The following is a 19,056-nucleotide window of genomic DNA, read 5'->3' as shown; positions in this document are numbered from 1 at the left end:
TCACTCACCTTTGTCTATCGCCGTTTTCTCAGCCGGGCTTAAAAAGCCTTCGAATATCACCAACGCAGCACCGATACAAATTGCTATATCAGCGATGTTAAATGTTGGGAAATGCCAGCCGTTGACGTGGAAATCAATAAAGTCGATCACTGCGCCATGCACCATGCGATCGAACAGATTACCTAATGCGCCACCGATAATCAGGGCATAAGCACAGTTCAGCAGACGCTGTTTTGCAGTAGAGCGATACATCAGCACCATCAATACTATAGAGATGCCGATGGCGACTCCTGCAAAGAACCAACGTTGCCAACCACTTTTATCTGCCAGAAAGCTAAATGCCGCACCAAAATTCTGCGCATAGGTCAGGTTGAAAAAAGGGATCAGCGGGATTGATTCATACAAGGCAAAGTGGGTCATTACCCACTGTTTGCTGCCAAGATCGAGAATTATCACCGCTACCGCCAGCCACAACCAGCGTAATCCGGTCGAACACATCGATTTACTCATCAGGCGAACTTACGCTCTTCACCGTTACCGGCTACGTTAGTGACACAGCGGCCGCACAGTTCTGCATGTTCCGCTACCAAACCGACGTCTTGAGTATAATGCCAGCAACGCGGGCACTTCTCACCGTCAGCCTTATTGAAGGTAATTTTCAACCCGGCAATCAGTTCGCTTTGCTGGGCGTCATCACCCGCCTCAGCATAGGCGGCCACTTTCGCAGCCGAGGTCAGCAAGACAAAACGCAGCTCATCTTGCAAACTGTTCAAACGTGCCGCCAGCTCAGGCTCCGCGAACAGGGTGACTGCCGCTTCCAGTGAACCGCCAATGCGCTTATCACTGCGGGCCTGTTCCAATACTTTGTTTACTTCGCCACGTACTTTCAGCAGCTCGGCCCAAAAAGTATCGTTCATCCCCTCATCACCGGCCAAGCCAAACAGACCGTCATACCACTCTTCTGTGAAGACGTATTGCGGACGTTCACCTGGCAGTTGATTCCAGATTTCATCTGCGGTGAAGGACATGATGGGTGCCATCCAGCGAACCAAAGCTTCAGCAATATGGAACAGCGCGGTCTGACAGCTACGACGCGCAACGCTGTCGCCTTTCGCGGTGTACTGACGGTCTTTAATGATATCGAGGTAGAAAGAACCCATCTCAACTGAACAGAACTGCATCAGGCGCTGCACTACCAAGTGGAAGTCGTAGTTTTCGTACGCTTCCATAATCTCGGCTTGCGCCGCTTGCGCGCGGCCTACAGCCCAGCGGTCTACTACTACCATCTCTTCTGGTTTCACCTGATGCAACGCCGGATCAAACCCATTAAGGTTTGCCAGCAAGAAGCGCGCGGTGTTACGGATACGACGGTACGAGTCCGCAGAGCGTTTCAGAATCTCATCCGAAACAGCAATCTCGCCAGTATAATCAGTTGATGCCACCCACAGGCGCAGGATGTCGCCACCCAATTTATTCATCACATCTTGCGGGCTGATGGTGTTACCGATGGATTTGGACATTTTACGCCCCTGACCATCCACGGTGAAACCATGAGTCAACACCTGACGATAAGGCGCTTTACCCTTCATCGCAGTCGCAATCATCAGTGACGACATAAACCAACCACGGTGCTGGTCAGAACCTTCCAGATACATATCTGGGCTATGACCACCAAACTCTGGGCGATCGTCAACCACGGAGGAATGAGTTGAGCCGGAATCGAACCATACATCCAAGGTGTCTGGTACTTTGACGTAATCGGCGGCATCCGCACCCAAAATTTCCGCAGTGTCCAGATCCCACCAGGCCTGAATACCGTCTTGCTCTACACGCTTGGCAACTTCTTCCATTAGCTCAGTGCTGCGTGGATGAAGCGCTTCCGTCTCTTTATGCACAAACAGAGACATTGGCACACCCCAGGTACGCTGGCGCGAAATACACCAGTCTGGGCGGTTTGCCACCATGGTTTCGATACGCGCCTGGCCCCAATCCGGAATCCACTGCACGCCTTTGATCTCTTCCAACGACTGCTTACGCAAACCTTTTTGATCCATGCTGATAAACCACTGCGGGGTAGCACGGAAGATGATCGGTGTTTTGTGACGCCAGCAACATGGATAGCTGTGAACCAGTTTTTCAACTTTCAGCAATGCGCCTTTTTCGCGCAGCAACTCAACAATGATGTCATTAGCTTTAAAGACAAACAGGCCGTCCAGCGTTGGGTAAGTCCCTGCCAGATAGCAACCGTTCGGGCCAACCGGGTTGGCCACTTCCAGACCGTATTTCTGGCCGATAACAAAGTCATCCGGGCCGTGGCCTGGTGCGGTATGAACTGCGCCAGTACCGGCATCCAGTGTGACATGATCGCCCAAGATTGCTGGAACATCGAAGCCCATAAACGGGTGATTGAAGCGCAGCAGTTCCAGATCAGAACCTTTGCAGCTACCCAACACCGTCCACTCAGCAATGCCAGTGCGCTTCATGACACTCTCAACCAGATCTTCTGCCAGAATCAGGCATTCGCCCTCAACTTGCACCAGTTGATAGATATATTCAGCATTCAGTGAAATTGCACGGTTCGCAGGCAAGGTCCACGGCGTGGTGGTCCAGATAACCAGTGAAATCGGGCCATTAGCATTAGCTACGCCAAATTTGGCACTCACTGCGGCTGAATCGACGGCATTAAAGCGCACATCAATGGAAGGCGAGGTTTTGTCGTAATATTCGACTTCGGCTTCAGCCAGTGACGAACCGCAATCCGTACACCAATGCACCGGTTTCGCACCTTTGTGCAGATGGCCGTTATCAATGATTTTGCTTAATGCACGAATGATGTTGGCTTCAGTTTTGAAATCCATCGTCAGGTAAGGATGGTCCCAATCGCCCAACACACCCAAGCGGATGAAATCTTTCTTCTGGCCTTCAACCTGTTCAGCGGCATATTTACGGCAGGCGGTACGGAATTCTGCGGCGCTGACTTTGTCGTCCGGCTTGCCAATTAACTGTTCAACTTTTAACTCGATCGGCAGGCCGTGGCAGTCCCAACCTGGAATATAAGGTGAGTCATAGCCAGCCATTCCTTTCGATTTAATAATAATATCTTTGAGAATTTTGTTAACAGAGTGACCAATGTGAATGTTGCCGTTCGCATAAGGAGGGCCATCGTGCAAAATAAAGGTCTTTTTACCTTTCTTGGCCGCACGAATAATCCCGTACAGATCCTGCTCATACCAACGTTTCAGCATGTCAGGTTCACGCTTAGCCAGATCGCCGCGCATCGGGAACCCTGTTTCAGGCAAGTTCAGGGTATTCTTATAGTCACTCATTAGATTCTCGGTTCCGTTTCGGCTAGAAATATTAAACCGGTGTCTTTAGCCCGAAAAAGGTTCGGGCCGTCACCACATCATTGGCGATTTGCTGCTTTAGGGCATCGAGCGAAGCAAAACGCTGTTCGTTGCGCAGTTTTGCGCAGAGCACCACATCAATATGACGCCCATAAAGATCCATTGTGACATCAAGCAGATGAACCTCAAGCTGCTGGCGAACACCCGCAACCGTGGGCCGGGTACCAATATTGGCCACACCGGGTAATGGCTCTGGACCTAAGCCATAAACATCAACTGCATACACTCCTTTCACCGGAGCGACTAAACGTTTTAACGGCAGGTTCGCCGTGGGGAAGCCAATCGTCCGCCCCAGTTCATCACCGTGAACCACTCGGCCGGAAATACTGTATGGGTGTCCCAGCAGGGTTTCTGCCAACGCCAAATCGTCATGATGAAGCGCCTGACGGATCGCAGTACTGCTAATGCGCAGCCCACCATCACAAAAGCTGTCAGTGCTGATAACATCAAAACCAAACTCAGCACCCGCTTGCTGTAATAGCTGAAAATCCCCCTGACGCCCTGCGCCAAAGCGAAAATCATCGCCCACGGTTAAAAACTTAACACCCAACTTCTCTACCAGCAACTGAGCAACGAAAGCTTGCGCAGTAATAGCTGCAAAACGCGGATCAAATTTAACACACAATAAATAGTCAACACCGACTTCGGCCAGGTATCTGGCTTTATCGCGTAAACGCGTTAGTCGAGCCGGTGCTTTATCCGCTGCAAACAATTCCAGTGGTTGCGGTTCAAATATCATTACCATAACAGGCAGCCCCAAACGTAGACCTTCACGCTTTAGTTGCTCCAGTAAGGCTTGATGCCCACGATGGACACCATCAAAGTTACCGATAGTTAGCACGCAACCATGGTGGCGTGCCCGGATATTATGTATACCGCGAATTAGCTCCATAGCTGGCTCAAAACAGTGGAAATCGCCGGATTATACCTTGTACAGCGGTTAAGGTTAACCCGCGATTGGCACCTTTAATCGAAAGTCATACCATTTTGCCAATAATATGCAGGTAAAACCCCTTTTACTGAGTTTATCCTGTAGAATACGCACGCCGTTGAATACAGAAGCAGGCTGAGATTTTTACAAGAACCACCGTCAAATCCCTTCGAGGCAGTGAACTGTGGAATTTTCTTTCGAAAGACTGTATTCCGCAGCGCGAAGCTGGTAAAATCCCGCTCCATCACAACGTAGCAAGTGCCGCCCGTACAAACGGCGCTTATTTGCACAAATCCATTGACAAACGAAGGCTAAAAGGGCATATTCCTCGGCCTTTGAATTGTCCTCAATAGAATATATTTGGGAGTTGGACCTTGGCTAATATCAAATCAGCTAAGAAACGCGCCGTACAGTCTGAGAAACGCCGCAAGCATAATGCTAGCCGTCGCTCAATGGTGCGTACCTTCATTAAGAAGGTGTATGCGGCAATTGCAGCTGGCGATAAAGACGCAGCGCAAAAAGCATTTAATGAAATGCAACCAATCGTGGACCGTCAGTCCTGTAAAGGTCTGATCCACAAAAACAAAGCAGCGCGTCATAAGTCTAACTTAGTAGCGCAAATCAACGCAATGCAGTAATTGCATCACGTCGATTGCTTAGTAAAAAGACCGGCTTAGGCCGGTTTTTTTATATCCTTTTTTTGGATTATTTATCATTTAGCCACTTCATGTTCAACCCTGCCTATACCTTATAAACTTAAAAATACATAAAACCGCCAGAGAGACAAATCGGTTGCGAACCGATTTTAACCACATTTAGCCCCTCCCACCGGTTAAGGCTGATGAGTTTACTTATGATAATATTCAGGATAACCAATTGATTTTGACTAAAAGTATCAGAAAACAGGTTTAAACAGGGCTTACAGTGGCCTCGCAGAAGCGAGGCCCAAGAATAGGCGGAGTCACGATGACAGCCAACTCATCTGTGGTTTGAAAGACAGCGGGTATATTTAGCCGCTAAAAAGTGCGGAAAAATCTTTGTTACAAACCCGCTGTACTGCTGGATGCTGGATCATACGTTCAGCAAAAATCACGTAATACTCCTCCACCACACTATCCAGACGACCAATTTCAACAATGTTGTCATCTTTAGCGTAGGTATCAGCTGCATACATGGTGGGTGCGACAAAAATAACATTATGATAAATAGCAAAAGCATTCATCAACGCAGCGTCATCGAACTCCCCCAGAATCTCTACCTGTATACCTTTACTGTTAATCCAGTTAAGCAATTTACGCCCTAGCATTGAGCGACGACCGGGGATCAATAATTTCTTTTGCTGCAAACAGGCCGGGAAAGGTAAATCTGGAATGGGCTGACGGCAATAGAAACTCACGCTGCACTCCCCCAATTTGACCGAGAACAACCCTTCTTGCTGGCTGGAATCAACCGGGCAATCAGAGAGGATCATATCCAGCTTATGCTGACTCAACTGCTCCAGCAGCATTTCATGGGTTGATTCGAAACAGCGCAGATGAATCTTTTCATGGTCAGCCACAGCGGTTTCTAACACCTGGCTGACTAAACGTTTCGATAAAGCATCTGCAACACCGACATCAAATAACAGGTTCGACTCTTTGCGATAATTTACGATATCCAGCATTTCGTGGCTGAGCATAAACATTTTGTCAGCATAGCGAAAAACCAGTTGCCCAAGTTCAGAGGGCACCAATCCTCGCCCCTGCCGCTTAAATAACTTACCGCCGAGCCGCTCTTCCAGTGCTTTGATCTGCCCGGTAATCGTTTGCGGTGTCAGGAATAGTGCTTCTGCCGCACCCACGACTGAACCGGCCTTACAAACCTGCCAAAAGTAAAAAAGATGATTGAAATTGATATGTGACATTCGCATATTGTTATCTCCTTAACATGCCGCAGGGCCAGATATATGGCTCCGTCCACGACAAACCGTCCCTGTTCTATATCCGTCATAGTTCAGGTGCAGGTGTGTTGGCAGCTTTCGCTAACCCGAATCACTTGCTCATCGCGATTAACGAGCCTCAAGCAAACTCATCCTACGGGCTAGCATAAATGCGCTTCAAATCGGCTCATAAGCGATTTATCTCTGCTTTACCGCCTTCCTGCATCGTGAAATCTATGGGTATAAGACCTACACCAACTGTAAGTCAGGCGTTTCCAAACAAAACCGCCGGTGTCATTACCTTCACACCGGCGGTATTAAAATACCATCAGTATAATGGCTGATTAATTCACTGCTTTTCGATTCGCGGGCAATGCCAGACGCAATAAGCTGTAACCGACAAGCGCCGCGGCGGTAGATCCTAATAATATGCCCAACTTAGAGTAGGTGAGCAAAGCAGTATCCGCACCTTCGAATGCAAGTGAAGCGATAAATATCGACATTGTGAAACCAATCCCACACAGCACCGACACTGCAAAAATCTGCTTAAAGTTTATCGCGTCAGGCAGTTTAGCAATCCCCAGCTTAACCGCGAGCCAACTAAAGAGGAAGATCCCCAATGGCTTACCGATAAACAGGCCAGCCGCAATCCCCATCGGCAGCAATGATGTTAGCCCGGATAGAGAAACGCCCTGCAATGACACCCCCGCATTGGCAAATGCAAACAATGGCAGAATCAAATAGGCCACCCACGGGTGCAAACCATGCTCCAGTGACTCCGAAGGCGAGCGCTTATCTTTCGTGTGAAGCGGTATCATAAAGCCAACAATCACACCGGCTAAGGTCGCATGTACGCCTGATTTAAGGATGCAGACCCACAGCACTAACCCGACCAGCAGATAGGCTGATGTCTTCCCAACCCCGCGCCAGTTCATATATGCCAGTAGCGCAATGGCCGCAGCAGCTAAACCTAAGGCTAGTAGCGAAACCTCATGGGTATAAAACAGTGCGATAATAACGATAACGCCCAAGTCATCAATAATGGCTAATGCCAGTAAAAAGACTTTCAGGCTGGTTGGCACTCGGTTCCCCAGTAATGCCATGACACCCAGTGCAAAAGCAATGTCAGTTGCAGCCGGAATTGCCCACCCTTGGCGGGTAATCTCATCAGCCCCATTAAACAGTAAATAGATCAGCGCCGGAGCCAACATACCGCCTAAGGCAGCAATGGCCGGAAAAACCGCTTTATCACGCCCTGCTAATGAACCTTCCATCAGTTCGCGCTTAACTTCCAAGCCGACAACCAGGAAGAATATCGCCATTAGGCCATCATTGATCCATAGCAACAGCGGCTTACTGATATCCAGTGATGCTATTTTTACCGATACCGGTACATCCAGAAATGATTGATAAAGCCCATGCAATGAGCTATTAGCCATAAATAAGGCGACGACGGCGGCGAAAATTAAAATCAGGCCGCCCGCAGCCTCTTGGCGTAAAAATTGACGAATCATGTTTGTCACAATGAATAACTCCTTACATCGGACGGTGAGCTGCTGCCCGGTAAATCAATGCATGAATTTTAGGATATTCCTTAACTCGAAAAAAGTCGTTTTTATTGCGCTTAACACTCGAAAAAACCGAACAATCAGTGATTCATATCACATTATGTTGCGCAGGTGAGATGAAAAAAATCCCCGATGTTTATCGAGGATTTTTTTATTTTCTCTGCTTTATTAGCCAGTTAGCGACTAATTAGCGAGTCAGGTCGTCAAAAAACTTCTTCACGCCATCAAGGAAGCTCTTCGAACGCGGGCTATTCTTCTCACCCGCAGCGCCGACAAAGCTTTGTTCCAACTCACGCAGCAGTTGTTTCTGTTTTTCGCTCAGATGGACTGGCGTCTCGACCACAACGCGGCACAGTAAGTCGCCCTGAGCACCACCACGCACAGATTTAACCCCTTTACCACGCATCCGGAACAGTTTGCCGGTTTGGGTTTCCGCTGGCACTTTCAGCTTAACGCGCCCGTCCAAAGTAGGGACTTCAATTTCCCCACCCAACGCGGCCATCGCAAAGTTGATTGGCACTTCACAATACAGGTTATTGCCTTCTCGTTCGAAGATTGGATGCGCTTTAACTTGCACCTGAACGTACAAATCACCTGATGAAGCACCGTGTTCGCCTGCTTCACCTTCGCCACTTAAGCGAATGCGGTCACCGGTATCTACACCTGCCGGGATCTTGACCGACAGCGTTTTGGCTTTCTCAACGCGGCCATTTCCTCGACATTTGTTGCACGGGTCTTTAATGATTTGACCACGGCCATGACAATGAGGACATGCCTGCTGTACGGTAAAGAACCCTTGGCGCATCTGCACCTGGCCGTGGCCGTGGCAGGTAGGACAAGTCACCGGAGAACTGCCCGGTTTAGCGCCACTGCCGTGGCAAACGTCACACTCATCCAGCGTTGGGATGCGGATCTCTTTGGTCACGCCGCGTACCGCTTCTTCCAGTGTCAAATCCATGTTGTAGCGCAGATCCGAACCACGGGAAGCACGTTGTTGCCGACGGCCACCACCAAAAATATCACCGAAAACATCACCGAAGATATCGGTGAAATCAGCACCGCCACCGCCACCAAAACCACCACCGCCCATACCACCTTGTTCAAAAGCTGCGTGACCGTATTGATCGTATGCCGCACGCTTTTGTGGGTCGGTCAGAATTTCGTAGGCTTCTTTAACTTCTTTGAAATTTTCACCGGTATCGTTCTCATCCTGATTACGGTCCGGATGGTACTTTACTGCCAGGCGTTTATAGGCCTTTTTGATTTCACGTTCATCAGCGTCTTTTTTAACGCCTAAAACCTCGTAATAATCTCTCTTCGCCATTCTCTTTTTTTCCTACCCTTAACATGCGTGCACGGGCGTAGAGTTTCCTCGACGCCCGTGCTGGTTTCCAGCAACAGTAAGGCCTACCACTGCTGTGCCCGCTTAAGGGCGATTATTTTTTGTCTTTCACTTCTTCGAATTCGGCGTCTACCACGTCGTCTTCTTTCTTGGCACTGGTATCGCCAGCATCACCGCCTGCGGCAGCTTGCTGCTGCTGAGCCATTTCCAGCAATTTGCCAGAAACCTGCACCAGAGCCTGAGTTTTCGCTTCGATTTCTGCTTTGTCTTCGCCTTTCAACGTGACTTCCAGCGCTTTCATCGCATCTTCGATAGCTGTTTTGTCATCGGCTGGCAGTTTGTCACCGGCTTCTTCCAACTGTTTACGCGTACCGTGAATCAGATGGTCAGCCTGGTTACGTGTTTGCACCAGCTCTTCAAACTTACGGTCTGTTTCAGCGTTAGCTTCAGCATCGCGTACCATTTTCTGGATCTCTTCCTCGTTCAGACCCGAAGATGCCTTGATGGTTATCTTCTGCTCACGACCGGTATTTTTGTCTTTAGCAGACACATGCAAAATACCGTCGGCGTCGATGTCGAAGGTCACTTCGATTTGCGCCATGCCGCGAGGGGCTGCCTGAATACCATCCAGATTGAACTGGCCCAGAGACTTGTTATCCTGAGCACGTTTACGCTCACCCTGTAGCACATGGATGGTTACCGCAGACTGGTTATCTTCCGCAGTAGAGAACACCTGGCTGTGCTTAGTTGGGATAGTGGTGTTTTTGGTGATAAGCGGAGTCATCACACCACCCATAGTTTCAATACCCAGTGACAGTGGAGTGACGTCCAACAACAGAACGTCTTTCACTTCACCAGACAGAACACCACCCTGCACTGCCGCACCAATCGCTACAGCTTCATCTGGGTTCACGTCTTTACGTGGTTCTTTACCGAAGAAATCAGACACTTTCTTCTGAACCATTGGCATACGAGTCTGACCACCGACCAGGATAACGTCCTGGATATCGGAAACAGACAAGCCAGCATCTTGTAAAGCCACTTTCAACGGTTCAATCGAACGGTTAACCAGATCTTCTACCAGTGACTCCAACTTAGCGCGGGTCACTTTGATGTTCATGTGTTTTGGACCGCTGCCATCCGCCGTGATGTACGGCAGGTTAACGTCGGTCTGTTGAGCTGAAGACAGCTCAATTTTCGCTTTTTCAGCGGCTTCTTTCAGACGCTGCATTGCCAGTGGATCAGTACGCAGATCCATACCCTGGTCTTTTTTGAATTCTTCAACCAGATAGTTGATCAGACGGCTATCGAAGTCTTCACCACCCAAGTGGGTATCACCGTTGGTTGCCAGAACTTCAAAGGTTTTTTCGCCATCAACTTCGTCGATTTCGATAATAGAGATATCGAAAGTACCACCACCGAGGTCATAAACCGCGATAGTACGGTTACCGACTTCTTTATCCAGACCGTAGGCCAGTGCCGCTGCGGTTGGTTCGTTGATGATACGTTTTACTTCCAGACCTGCGATACGACCAGCATCTTTGGTTGCCTGACGCTGAGCATCGTTGAAGTAGGCCGGTACAGTGATAACCGCTTCAGTTACTGGTTCACCCAGGAAATCTTCAGCCGTTTTCTTCATTTTCTTCAGCACTTCAGCAGAAATCTGCGGTGGTGCAACTTTTTGGCCTTTTACTTCAACCCAAGCATCGCCGTTGTCAGCTGCCACGATTTTGTACGGCATGATATCTTTATCACGCTGTACTTCTTCGTCCTGGAAACGACGGCCAATCAAACGTTTGATAGCAAACAGTGTGTTTTGTGGGTTAGTGATAGCCTGACGTTTAGCCGGTTGACCAACCAGAATTTCACCATCTTGGGTATACGCGATAATAGAAGGCGTGGTGCGATCGCCTTCGCTGTTTTCCAGCACGCGTGCTTTATTACCATCCATAATTGCTACACAAGAGTTGGTAGTACCCAAGTCGATACCAATAATTTTACCCATCTAAAACGCCTCCACTAAAAAGTCATATTCGGTCAAGTTACTAATCTATATGTGGGCGGAATGTTTATTTTCAACTGCCCGTATCTGCATAATCAATTTTTCCATGCTCAATATTTCACTAAAGCATGTGTCCGCTGATCCACGATTAGTCCCTGCGGTTGGGAATAAGATGGGGCCACGAAACTCAGCATCAAGGGGGAAGATGAAAAAAAATTACTTTTTATCACCCTCAAGATCATTGTTTCCAAGCGCAGGGATCATTATGATGCCGCGCGCACTGAGGGAATAGACGACTTTTTAGTCATTCAGGCGCTTTATACTTATTCGGATATTTATCCATTATTTTTAGCAATCTGTTATTGCAGAGGACTTATGAACACCACCAAGTTGGCGAATCCTGGCCCGTTAGGCCTGATGGGTTTTGGGATGACAACCGTCTTGCTCAACCTGCACAACGCAGGCTTCTTCCCCCTGACCTCTGTTATTTTGAGTATGGGGATTTTTTACGGTGGTCTGGCACAAATTCTGGCAGGGATGCTGGAGTATAAAAAAGGCAATACCTTTGCCGCGACCGCGTTTACCTCCTATGGTGCATTCTGGCTGAGTCTGGTCGGCCTGCTGATGTTGCCTAAAATGGGTATGGCAGAAGCCACGGATGCACAATTCCTCGGTGTTTACTTGGGTCTATGGGGCATCTTCACGCTGTTTATGTTCTTTGGCACCCTGCCTGCTAACCGCGCCTTGCAATTTGTGTTCGGTAGCTTGACGGTGCTGTTTGCGCTGCTGGCTGTCGGTAACTTCACCGGTAATCATGCCTTGCTGGTTTTTGCTGGTTTTGAAGGCATCATCTGTGGCGCCAGCGCAATCTATTTAGCAATGGCGGAAGTATTGAACGAACAATATGGCCGCACCGTACTTCCGATTGGCGAACCAAGCCCGACATTGAAAGTGCAAACCGCCGCTTAATCGCGGTGTATTGTTACTCACTGCTGTAACTAAATGACAAAAAAGCCCTGCAATTTAAATATGTAGGGCTTTTTTTATTTATCATGGCAATGAATTCATCACCAGTAGCGTCATATTCTTGTCAGCCCTTAACTCCGCACAGGAACCGTATTAGCCGCTGCGGGCACCGGCTTTGCTTCACTGTTCAGATCATTACGCAGATAAATCCCTAGCAATAATCCCACCAGCGATAACAACAGCATATAATATGCCGGTGCCATCGGCGTTACCTTCATGAGCAAGGTCACGATAATCGGTGTCAGACCGCCAAAAATCGCATAAGCCACATTGTATGAGAACGAGATTCCAGTAAAACGAACCTCTGCCGGGAAAGCGCGCACCATCACATACGGCACAGCTCCGACAATACCCACACAGAATCCTGCCATCATATAATGCGTAAAGAGTTGGCTCGGATCAGTCAAATTGCTGTGATAGAACAACCATGTTGATACTGCCAGCATCAGGCTGCCAACAATAAAGGTCTTGCTGGCACCGAAGCGGTCAATCACCAAACCGGCAATCACACAGCCAAACACCAGTGCCACAATCGCCAGACTATTTGCCTGCAATGCCAGCGCGGGCAGTACACCGAACTGTTTTTGCAAATAAGTCGGGGTCATCAGAATAACCACCACGATCCCGGCCGACAGCAACCAGGTCAGTAACATGCAAACAAACACTTCTTTCTTATGATTAACCACCACGGATTTCAGAGGCAACTCTTCAGCCAGAGTCTTACGCGCCTGCATCTCTTTAAAGATAGGCGTTTCCTGCAACCAGCGGCGTAAGTACATGGCAAATAAGCCAAATATTCCGCCAAGGAAGAACGGCACGCGCCAACCGCCATCCAGAATAGCCTGATGACTCAGCGTGGTATTCATCGCTGTGGCGACCAGCGACCCCAGCAAGATACCTGCCGTTAAACCGGCGGTTAAGGTGCCACAGGCAATGCCAATACGCCTGCGCGGTACGTGTTCCGCCACAAAAACCCATGCACCGGGAACTTCGCCACCGATTGCCGCACCTTGCAACACGCGCATAAGTAGCAGTAATAATGGTGCTGCAATGCCGATGGAAGCATAGGTTGGCAACATACCGATGGCCAGTGTTGGCAATGCCATCAACAGAATACTGAGGGTAAACATCTTCTTACGGCCAACTAAATCACCAAAGTGCGCCATGATAATGCCGCCCAGTGGGCGAGCGAGATAGCCGGCGGCAAAGATACCGAATGTCTGCACCTGACGTAACCACTCGGGCATATCTACCGGGAAGAAAAGGTCACCGATGACCGCTGCGAAGAAGACGAAAATAATGAAATCATAAAACTCTAGCGCTCCACCTAATGCGGCAAGAGTGAGAGTTTTGTAATCTTGCCTATTCAAGCGACGATTAGGATTATGTTGTTGGGCAACATGAGGTTGCGGTGAGTCGACTTGAGATGAGCTATGTTCTTGAGGCATATGACACCGTAATAAACCAGAGTAGGGGAAGAAAAATTGTTTCAACTATTTGTAAAGTAAATATGACTATACCGTACAAAATTCCCCACACCGTTAGAATGGTAGCTTATGTTGCAAAAAAATTTAATTTAGTTTTTTATATCGATAACCGCACTCTTAGGACGAAAAGCAGCTACTACTGCGCTGTTGGTCTCGACATAAGGCCCATCCAGCAATTGAATGCAATAAGGCACGCTGGCAAAGATACCGGCCACCACCACTTTCGACTCGGCGTCTTTCACACCTTCCAGCGTCTCTTTGATTGATTTAGGCTGCCCCGGCAAGTTGATGATCAATGCCTGCTTGCGGATAACCCCTACCTGACGGGATAAGATAGCGGTAGGCACAAAATGAAGGCTGATTTGCCGCATTTGCTCACCAAAGCCCGGCATCTGCCGATCAGCGATAGCCAGAGTGGCATCAGGCGTCACATCACGCCGCGCCGGGCCGGTTCCGCCGGTGGTTAACACCAGGTGGCAGCCCATTTCATCCACCAATTCACACAACGTTTGTTCAATTAATGTCTGCTCATCGGGTATCAGGCGCGTTTCGATGTCAAAAGGGGTGGTCAACGCACTTGCCAGCCATGCTTCTAACGCCGGAATCCCTTTATCCTGATAAACCCCACTGGATGCGCGGTCTGAAACCGACACTAAACCTATCCGTAATGTATTCATGCGACCACCTCAACAAAATGTCCTATATCGTGTATGAATAATATCATAGCCAAACCACAAACCTCCCTTGATGGCAGGCAATAAAAAAGGCGGCTTACGCCACCTTTTCGTCAAACACTGCCCGCATCACTCAAATTACAGCAGGTCAGAGATCATTTTCTCAAGTTTACCCTGATCGATTGCAAACTTACGGATACCGTCAGCCAGCTTATCAATCGCCATTGGGTCCTGATTGTGCTGCCAGTAGAATTCAGCTTCAGTCAGTGGGGCTGGTTTAGCCTGAACTTCGCCGGTGTAAACCAGTTTACGCTCAACCGGGCCTTCGCTTTCTGCCAGCTCTTTTAGCAAGGATGGTGCGATAGTCAGGCGGTCACAACCGGCCAGCTCGATGATCTCGCCCAGATTACGGAAGCTTGCGCCCATTACCACGGTGCTATAGCCGTGTTTTTTGTAATACTGGTAAATCTCGGTCACGGAAACCACACCGGGATCTTCGTGTGGCGCGAACTCTTTTTTGTCGCCATTGGCTTTGTACCAGTCAAGAATACGGCCAACAAACGGTGAAATCAGGAACACACCGGCTTCAGCACAAGCACGCGCTTGAGCAAAGGAGAATAGCAGCGTCAGGTTACAGTTAATGCCTTCTTTTTCCAACTGCTCTGCGGCACGGATACCCTGCCAGGTTGAGGCCAGCTTGATCAGAATACGGTCATTACTGATACCGGCTTCGTTATACATTTTGATCAAACGCTTGGCTTTCGCCACGCTGGCAACAGTGTCATAAGAGAGACGGGCATCAACTTCAGTAGAAATGCGGCCGGGGATCAGTTTTAGAATTTCCAAACCGATATTCACTGCCAGTTTGTCAGTGGCATCAACGATCTGCTGAGCATGACTGCTGCTTTGTTCGCGCGCCCAGGCAATAGCGTCATCGATCAATTTGCGGTATTCAGGGATCTGGGCTGCATTCAGAATCAGTGATGGGTTAGTGGTCGCATCTTGCGGCTGATACAATTTCATCGCCGCGATATCCCCGGTATCTGCTACTACAGTGGTGATTTGACGTAGGGAAGTAAGTTTATCGGTCATGTTGTCGTTTCTCATCGTTTGTGCATGAACTTTTGGCATTTCGCATAACTTTTAATATGTTACAGAAAAGTAGCGGCGATTTCGAAGCCCTGCCTTTGTTCTGATAATAACATGCGTAAGCCTTGGTGCAAGGCAGTTAAACTGTTTAAAAAAAACGCAAAACAGTCATCTGCAATTAGCAACCGTTTTCGCCAATTGAAACAACCGGAAAGCATCAGGTTAATAGCAATTTCGTCCATTCTTATCGTGCTGAGACGATTTAGCTAAACTCTATCATCACCGACAATTCAATCTATGCCTAAGGCCTATTCGCTTATAAGTAGGCTGCAAACAACCCTACAACTTCAAGTACGATAGGGATACCTATTTTAGCAATCGCTCAATCTCCTTTTTGCTAGCACACACTTTTTGCTACAGTGTCTTTTTTGGAAAAGCAGGATGCCGTTATGCTTATTATTATCTCTCCGGCCAAAACCCTTGATTATCAAAGTCCGTTGGCAACCAAGAAGTTTACGCAGCCAGAAATGTTGGATAAGTCACAACAGCTTATCGAGATCTGCCGTGAGCTAACACCTGCCCAAATCAGCAGCCTGATGGGCATTAGCGATAAACTGGCAGGCTTAAATGCCGCACGGTTCAGCGAATGGCAACCCAATTTTACACCTGAGAATGCGCGTCAGGCGATTTTGGCTTTTAAAGGTGATGTCTATACCGGTATGCAGGCACAGGATTTCAGTGCTGCCGATTTTGATTTTGCTCAACAGCATCTGCGAATGCTTTCAGGTTTGTACGGCCTATTGCGCCCACTGGATCTAATGCAACCGTATCGTCTGGAGATGGGAATTAAGCTGGCGAATCCACGCGGCAAAGATCTCTACACTTTCTGGGGTGAGCAGATAACCGAGAAACTTAATCAGGCGCTGGAACAGCAAGGTGATAACGTACTGATTAATCTGGCTTCTGATGAATATTTTAAAGCCGTGAAACCTGCAAAACTGGCCGGTTCACTGATTAAGCCGGTCTTTTTGGATGAGAAGAATGGCAAATACAAAATCATCAGTTTCTATGCCAAAAAAGCGCGTGGCCTGATGAGCCGCTTTATTATTCAGAATAAATTGACCAAACCAGAGCAACTGGTTGATTTCAATTTGGAAGGTTATGAGTTTGATGCCGGGTTGTCGGCAAAAAATGAACTGGTATTTAAGCGCGCTGAGCTGCGCTGATCTTCGTTGCTACAGCGTCTAACCGATCAATTTAAAAAGGCTACAGCCCTTTTAAATTTGGTATGCGAAGGGTTTAACGCACCGAGGGGCACTCCGGTGGCTCACGCCACTACGACCCCAACGGCACGCTTCCCCTTCGTTCTACTTCTTTACAAAGAGTGCCCTGTTACTTTGGCAAAGCCATCAAGAAAGTGCGTAATTGCGCAAAATCAGCCGGTAAATCATGGGATAGCAACGGTAACTTCGCCCGGATAGCCAGTGGTTTTGGCAGCGGTAATTCCTGCCCGAGAACCGCCTCCACGCTCTCTTTAAATTTTGCCGGATGCGCAGTGCCGATGAACAAACCGAACTCACCGTCCTGTAACTGATCACGCAAGACACGGTAAGCAATGGCGGCATGAGGCTCTGAGATATAACCCAGTTTTGCCAGCTCACGCATGGTTTCTTTAGTCACGTCATCGCTCACTGCGCCGTGGCACAAATCCTTCAGTTGCCAGATTTTACGGCGATATAGCTCCTCTACTCGCGGCCAGTTATTCGGTTGGCTCACATCCATCGCATTTGATAATGTCGCCACCGTCGGTTTCGGCTGCCACTCGCCGCTCACCAGAAAGCGCGGTACGGTATCATTGGCATTGGTGGCAGCAATAAAGCGTTTCACCGGTAAACCTAATGATTTTGCCAGCAGGCCGGCGGTCAAATCACCGAAATTGCCGCTTGGCACCGAGATAACCAGTTGATTACGCGCTTCTTGTGGCAACTGGGCCACCGCTTCAAAGTAATAACAGATTTGCGCCAGCAGGCGGCTGATATTGATTGAGTTAGCGGAATTAAGGCTCAGTTCCTGTTTCAGCTCTTCATCGTCAAAGGCTTGTTTTACCAACGCCTGACAAGCATCAAAATCGCCTTCAATCGCTACTGTGTGAATATTTCCGCCCAGCGTACAGAACAGCTTCTCCTGCAACGGGCTGATTTTGCCACGCGGATAGAGGATAACCACCCGTACATTTTTCAGGCCGTAGAACGCATGAGCCACCGCCGCGCCAGTGTCACCGGAGGTTGCGGTCAGGATAGTCACCGGCTGATCACCCGCCACTTCTGCCAACATCTGCGCCATAAAACGTGCGCCAAAATCTTTAAACGCCAGTGTCGGGCCGTGGAACAGCTCCAGCGCGGCGATATCATTTTCAACGTGCGCGATTGGGGCTGGGAATTCAAAAGCCGCCTGAACGCGTTTGGTTAACACTTCTGGCGCGATTTCATTACCAATAAACGCAGACAAAATACGGCTGCTGCGCGTGACAAAATCCAGATCCAGCAGTTTATCAATCTCAGTCAGTTCAAACTCGGGCAATTCAAGTGGAAAAAACAGCCCTTGCTGTTTGCCCAAGCCCTGTTTGATCGCTTGCGCGAAGCTGACCTGTTCGTTGTGATCTTTAAGGTTGTACAGTTTCATGCGTTATCCCAGTAGTCGTGCGCCTGCGGTATCCAGACGGCAAATATGAACAAAACCTTCGTCGTTTTGCAGGTAATGATTTTGTAACCAGCCCGCCATGCGCTGCGCGGTATCCATATCGTCACACACGGCAAACAGCGTCGGGCCGGAGCCGGAAATGCCACAGGCCAATGCGCCAATATCCTGTGCGGCCTGACGTGCCGCCGCAAAGCCCGGCAGCAATTGGGTACGATAAGGCTCCGCAATAATATCTTTCATCATTTTAGCGGCTAAATCGGGTTGTTGAGTGTGGCAGGCGTGAATGAATCCAGCCAGATTTCGCCCATGAGCAATGCAATCTTGCCGCCGATACTGCGCCGGTAAGATAGCGCGCGCCTCAGCGGTAGAAACTTTAATGCCCGGATACGCCATCACCCACAGCCAGTCATCAAAACCGGGGACGTTCTGGCTGATATAGCTATCCTGCTCAAGGATTAACTGCATCCCACCCAGATAGCAAGGTGCGACATTATCATAATGGACACTGCCGGAGACACGCCCTTCCAGTTCGCCCATCAAGCCAAGTAGCGTGATCTTATCCAGTGGCTTGCCACAGAATTCGTTCATCGCCATTAGCCCGGCCACTACAGAGCAGGCGCTGGAACCCAGCCCTGAACCGATTGGCATATTCTTTTCCAACACCATTGCCACTGGGATTTCTTTGCCCATTTCCTGACAAAAACGCGCCCAACACTGATAAACGATATTTTCTTTTGGATCATCAGGCAGTTTGCTGACAAAGCGGCCCTCGTTGCGCAGACTGAAACGGTCTGCGGCGGTCACGCTGACGCAATCACCAAGCAAAGTACCATCAACGGGCGAAACCGCGGCACCCAGCACATCGAATCCGACGCTGACATTGCCAATCGATGCCGGAGCATAGATTTTAACCAT

The 19,056-nt window shown here is 48.9% G+C and carries 15 protein-coding genes; 3 read left to right on the top strand and 12 right to left on the bottom strand.

From position 1 onward, the window contains the following. The 3 genes from lspA to ribF are packed head-to-tail and all read right to left on the bottom strand — an operon-like array spanning position 1 to position 4,296. Positions 1-510, bottom strand: a complete 510-nt coding sequence (gene lspA, locus AT01_RS15440) for a signal peptidase II (RefSeq protein WP_004702764.1) — start codon at positions 508-510, stop codon at positions 1-3. Next, positions 510-3,326 (bottom strand): isoleucine--tRNA ligase, encoded by a 2,817-nt coding sequence (gene ileS / locus AT01_RS15435; protein ID WP_042547765.1) that lies wholly within the window; start codon positions 3,324-3,326, stop codon positions 510-512. Before ileS ends, lspA begins: the two co-directional genes overlap by 1 nt. Before the next feature lie 31 nt (positions 3,327-3,357). Next, entirely contained in the window at positions 3,358-4,296 is a 939-nt protein-coding gene (ribF, locus tag AT01_RS15430) for a bifunctional riboflavin kinase/FAD synthetase (RefSeq protein ID WP_042547764.1), read from the bottom strand. 413 nt (positions 4,297-4,709) lie between these two features. Between ribF and rpsT the strand changes: the two genes are divergently transcribed. After that, positions 4,710-4,973 carry a 30S ribosomal protein S20 gene (gene rpsT / locus AT01_RS15425; protein ID WP_002220715.1) on the top strand — a complete coding sequence of 88 codons (264 nt, stop codon included), beginning with the start codon at positions 4,710-4,712 and terminating at the stop codon, positions 4,971-4,973. 371 nt (positions 4,974-5,344) lie between these two features. Here the strand turns inward: rpsT and nhaR are convergent, their stop codons facing one another. The 4 genes from nhaR to dnaK all read right to left on the bottom strand — a co-directional run bounded on the left by nhaR (position 5,345) and on the right by dnaK (position 11,168). Next, positions 5,345-6,244 (bottom strand): transcriptional activator NhaR, encoded by a 900-nt coding sequence (gene nhaR / locus AT01_RS15420; RefSeq protein ID WP_042547763.1) that lies wholly within the window; start codon positions 6,242-6,244, stop codon positions 5,345-5,347. 353 nt (positions 6,245-6,597) lie between these two features. Further along, positions 6,598-7,776, bottom strand: coding sequence for a Na+/H+ antiporter NhaA (gene nhaA / locus AT01_RS15415; protein ID WP_042547762.1), 1,179 nt, complete (start codon positions 7,774-7,776; stop codon positions 6,598-6,600). 232 nt (positions 7,777-8,008) lie between these two features. Continuing rightward, positions 8,009-9,145: a molecular chaperone DnaJ gene (gene dnaJ / locus AT01_RS15410; protein WP_042547761.1), complete on the bottom strand. Its 1,137-nt coding sequence runs from the start codon at positions 9,143-9,145 to the stop codon at positions 8,009-8,011. A 112-nt stretch (positions 9,146-9,257) separates the two neighbouring features. Then, on the bottom strand, positions 9,258-11,168 hold the full coding sequence (gene dnaK, locus AT01_RS15405) for a molecular chaperone DnaK (protein WP_004702736.1): 1,911 nt from the start codon (positions 11,166-11,168) through the stop codon (positions 9,258-9,260). Between the two features lie 372 nt (positions 11,169-11,540). Between dnaK and satP the strand changes: the two genes are divergently transcribed. Beyond that, the gene (gene satP, locus AT01_RS15400; RefSeq protein WP_042547760.1) at positions 11,541-12,134 is read left to right on the top strand and encodes an acetate uptake transporter; all 594 of its coding nucleotides are present in this window, start codon (positions 11,541-11,543) and stop codon (positions 12,132-12,134) included. Positions 12,135-12,262: 128 nt separating this feature from the next. On the opposite strand, the gene AT01_RS15395 is transcribed toward satP, so the two are convergent. From AT01_RS15395 to tal, 3 genes are all read right to left on the bottom strand, one after another. Continuing rightward, the gene (locus tag AT01_RS15395) at positions 12,263-13,639 is read right to left on the bottom strand and encodes an MFS transporter (RefSeq protein ID WP_042547759.1); all 1,377 of its coding nucleotides are present in this window, start codon (positions 13,637-13,639) and stop codon (positions 12,263-12,265) included. 128 nt (positions 13,640-13,767) lie between these two features. After that, complete coding sequence (mog, locus tag AT01_RS15390; RefSeq protein WP_042547758.1) at positions 13,768-14,355, bottom strand: molybdopterin adenylyltransferase; 588 nt, start codon at positions 14,353-14,355, stop codon at positions 13,768-13,770. Between the two features lie 135 nt (positions 14,356-14,490). Beyond that, positions 14,491-15,444 (bottom strand): transaldolase, encoded by a 954-nt coding sequence (gene tal / locus AT01_RS15385; RefSeq protein WP_042547757.1) that lies wholly within the window; start codon positions 15,442-15,444, stop codon positions 14,491-14,493. A 446-nt stretch (positions 15,445-15,890) separates the two neighbouring features. On the opposite strand from tal, the gene yaaA reads away from it, so the two are divergent. Next, positions 15,891-16,667 carry a peroxide stress protein YaaA gene (gene yaaA / locus AT01_RS15375; protein ID WP_042547756.1) on the top strand — a complete coding sequence of 259 codons (777 nt, stop codon included), beginning with the start codon at positions 15,891-15,893 and terminating at the stop codon, positions 16,665-16,667. Between the two features lie 166 nt (positions 16,668-16,833). On the opposite strand, the gene thrC is transcribed toward yaaA, so the two are convergent. Next, positions 16,834-18,123, bottom strand: coding sequence for a threonine synthase (thrC, locus tag AT01_RS15370; protein ID WP_004702722.1), 1,290 nt, complete (start codon positions 18,121-18,123; stop codon positions 16,834-16,836). 3 nt (positions 18,124-18,126) lie between these two features. Further along, positions 18,127-19,056 (bottom strand): homoserine kinase, encoded by a 930-nt coding sequence (thrB, locus tag AT01_RS15365; RefSeq protein ID WP_042547755.1) that lies wholly within the window; start codon positions 19,054-19,056, stop codon positions 18,127-18,129.

It is taken from the genome of Yersinia aldovae 670-83, assembly GCF_000834395.1.
Lineage (GTDB): Bacteria > Pseudomonadota > Gammaproteobacteria > Enterobacterales > Enterobacteriaceae > Yersinia > Yersinia aldovae.
Note: the sequence above shows the minus strand (reverse complement) of the source record. Positions and strands in the feature narration are given on the sequence as shown.